The sequence below is a fragment of the Roseibium sp. RKSG952 genome, from assembly GCF_009711355.1.
Map to the genome: position 1 here is coordinate 1 of NZ_SMMF01000665.1, position 3,584 is coordinate 3,584.

Below are 3,584 nucleotides of genomic sequence, written 5' to 3' on the forward strand. Positions count from 1 at the left end.
AGATCCCTAAAACTCGGAACAAAGATCCCTGGAATTCGAAACGGCTCAATCCTATTGACTTCACTACGAATCCATACGAAGTTACCACCCAATTCTTGCACTCGTTAGGGAACTTCGAGTGCGTTCTTGTGAAAAAAGCATGCGGAGTTGAGAGAATGAAGGCAACAGGCAAGGAGCCCGTGGTCAAGAAGGGCAGTAACGTCGTCGATGCCCGGGTCGAACAGAGTGACATAGACCTCACCTCCGCCGACAACGCCTTCTTCAATTACCTACTGCAACGCGCGCAGACGGAATTCGCGAAGGACTTTCTGAACGCCAGCGCGAAGGTTCACCGAATTCCGATGCGTGACGCCCTCGAGTTCATGGGATGCTCCCGGCCAGCGAAGATCAAGGACTCGATCAACCGTCTTTGTCAGGCCAATATCCGCGTCGACTACGAATCCGAGGAGGGCGACAGAAGCCTTTCATGCCACCTCTTGTCCATGGACGCCCCACACGCGGCGGACGGCTTCCTTCACTTCGCATTCGATCCGATCCTGTGGCACTTCATCAAGGATCCTAAGGTCTACGCGCTGATCGAGATCAACCGGGTTCGCGACATCCGCTTTGCTCCCGGGCAGAAGCTCTACGAGCACATGGAACTCGTCCGCCGGCGTCGGCACAACGCGGCATGGACGATCGGCATCGATGACCTTCGCGAGATCTTCGGTGCCTCCAACAGCTACAAACGCTTCGACAACTTCCGGAGGAACGTCATCGAAAAGGCGGTAGATGCCGTGAACGCCGTTGCCACCTTCGACGTTCATGTTTCCTACGACCGCTCCGGTCGCGGTGGTCCGGTCGTCAGCGTTACATTCAAGCCCGTCAGCAAATCGCACCATCGGCTCGTGGAGGCGAGCGCCACCAAGGCTTCCGGCATCGGACGGAAGAAATCAGCTCCAAAGGACGATAAGACCATCGACCTTCTCGACGGTAAGACGGGAGCCGAGCGCGGCGGGCCGGCCGAGATTACCTCCGAAACTCTTGAAAATGCCGCGGAACTTGTCTCCGACCCGGAAACGGTTGAGGATCTTCTGCTCGAGTGGCGCGACAGCTCAAAGGGCAAGGTCTACAATGACGCCAACCGGGCCTTCATCGCCTGGCTCGAAATGAAGATCGAAAAGGATTCCAATGCCGCTCTCGCCGACGTCGACGACGACGTGTTTGGTGCCCTGCTGGAGGGAACCTGAGCGATGGTGGATGTGAAAAGCCGAACCCGTCTCCTCGAGAAGCGAGTCGCCGCCCTCGCGGTTTCCAATGACACCATTGAGCTGGCCACGAATATCTGCCAGGACAACGGCATGCGCGGATCTGGTCTCGGTAATCTTCTGCGCAAGGAGTGGCTCAACGACATTCTCGTCTCGAGTTCCGAGGACTTTCGTCAGGCATCGTCCGATCCCGACACGCAATTCCTGAACTGGATCTCGGTACGATCTAAGAACCGATATCACGTCACGTTCCGAAAGATCGAGGCGGCCCGGGAGACCTACGGCGCTAGCTGGACAACGCGTCTCTACGGGTTCGTCTGGCCGCAGGAGATCGCGCTGGCACAAAGATGCCGTCTCGCAGACAACCCCCTTCTCGCGACCCTGTCGGCCTTGTTCTTGCGCGAAGCGGAGGGCAATCCCGGGGAGGTGTTCTCCACCATTTGCGAGCTTTACATCAACAAGTTCATGGAAACGGGTTCCGATCACAGCTCGATCCGCGACATGAAGGTCTCCGACATCCGATTCCTGCCGGAAATCCCGGACGAACTTGCTCTTTTTCAGCAATACGCCGCCGCCAGATACGACGAACGACTGTCCGGCATGTCTGCCGACAAGCTTCAGGTGCTCGCCGATCTGGCCGCTAAGGATGAAATCCGGGATCGAAACCTCCTCGCTTGCCGGGCGTCCGTCGTTATCGCACGCGAGCATCCGCTCCGGCGAATGATCCCGGTCATCTCATCTGCCGACCTGCATCGCCTCACTCCGAACGAACTCTATCAGGTCGAGGAGGTCTTTCTGGGTAAGCTCGATGCCGGGAAGATTGATGTCCAGGTCGGCAGCGGCAGTCCATACGGCCCCTTCATCGGATTCTTCTCCGACGAGGAGAACCGTAGGGACATCCTCGGTACCCTCGCGTTCGACGTCGAGGTGCTGGATCAGCAGCAATGGGAGATCGCGAACTTGAACTACGAGTGGCTGAATGATCTCCCGACCGATTACCGAAAGTGGCGAAAACACTGGCACCCGCTTATGGAGCAATGGCAAACGGCCGTTGTTGAAGGCGATCGCGAGATTCCGATGGATCCAGTGTCTGACTTCGGCTTCTTTCTGTTTAAGTCTGGACTCGCTTAGACTGAATTTCGACATCTTGTATGTCACATCGAAAACGTTCGAAAAATTTCGAGATATTGTGTAGACCGAATGAGTCTTGATCAGCTTTCCAACCTGCCCGCCGAAATCGTTTCCCGTCTTCTGGAAGAAGGCGGACGGATTGCCGGTAAGGCTGCGCGCTCGGCGCTCGACTTTTCCGGTTCTCGCTCCGCGATCCGTGAAAGCATCGCGGACATGATCTTGCCCGTCAGCGAGGAGCAACTAGTGACCGCTCCTGTTTTTTCCGTGGCCGCCACAGATGGGGGGATGGTCGTCGATTCACGAAGCATGGGCGACCTTTGCACTGCCGTCGGTGTCCGGGTTGGCCCGGAGGACACTCCCGGGGGATGCGATGTCTTCATCGAGAGCGTCGCTAGGTCGCCGAAGAATGCGACGATACTGGGTGGCATCATGTCATCCATGGAAGTTATGCTTGCGGCGCAATCGGAAGCGGATCTCGTTCTCATCGACGGCTCCATGCTCTCGACGTTGATCAACGTCTCGAAATCAATTTACACCGCCAAGAGCACGAACGGCCCCTTGGCAGAGCGGGCGGCCGCCATCCCGTCGGGTGTCTTCCGCGATGCCGTTCTGAAGATCCTGAGCGGCACCAAATTTGTCGCGATGCCAAAGTACACAACGACGAACGAATTCGCGCCTCGCGTACCGGAACCGTTTCGTCTTCAGGATGCGAAAACCCTGGCGACGCTCGCACTCAACCCCGGGGAGATGACCGGTCTGTTCGAAGGAACGGTCGAAAATCCAAAGCAACGCATCGGTCCAGCCCTAGGCTTCGGCGACGGTGATCGGACCGTCTTTTCCGAATCCTTGTCCGGGGTCAAATCCTTCTACTATAGACCTCACGTATGGACTCCCGCCTATCGCCTCGACATCACGTCCGGCGCGCACGACAGTGGAAGTCGGTTCCACGGGATGTTGCGCGCAATTCGGGACGCGACCGAGATCCCTGCGATCAAGGAGCCGTTCCCCCTCTATCTGGCAGACCTTTACGCCAAGCAGGTTTCGGTAGGTTCTAGCGCCGTCGTCGAAACGGGTGCGATGAACGCCGTGGACGATGCCGAAGCGCTCATGATGATCGCGATGGGGTATCGAACCTAGTATTCTATTTTTGCACAACAAAGGGCATTTGTTATGATTATTAACGTCTTCCCCGCCCTGAAGGACGTG

General features: G+C 57.1%; 3 protein-coding genes. All 3 read left to right on the plus strand.

Annotated elements, in window-relative coordinates:
• The first annotated feature begins 155 nt into the window (after positions 1-155).
• Positions 156-1,229: a replication initiation protein gene (locus tag E1297_RS03500; RefSeq protein WP_155133937.1), complete on the plus strand. Its 1,074-nt coding sequence runs from the start codon at positions 156-158 to the stop codon at positions 1,227-1,229.
• A gap of 3 nt (positions 1,230-1,232) precedes the next feature.
• Positions 1,233-2,378: a hypothetical protein gene (locus tag E1297_RS03505; RefSeq protein WP_155133940.1), complete on the plus strand. Its 1,146-nt coding sequence runs from the start codon at positions 1,233-1,235 to the stop codon at positions 2,376-2,378.
• 69 nt (positions 2,379-2,447) lie between these two features.
• Positions 2,448-3,515: a DNA double-strand break repair nuclease NurA gene (locus tag E1297_RS03510; RefSeq protein WP_155133943.1), complete on the plus strand. Its 1,068-nt coding sequence runs from the start codon at positions 2,448-2,450 to the stop codon at positions 3,513-3,515.
• Positions 3,516-3,584: the final 69 nt, after the last annotated feature.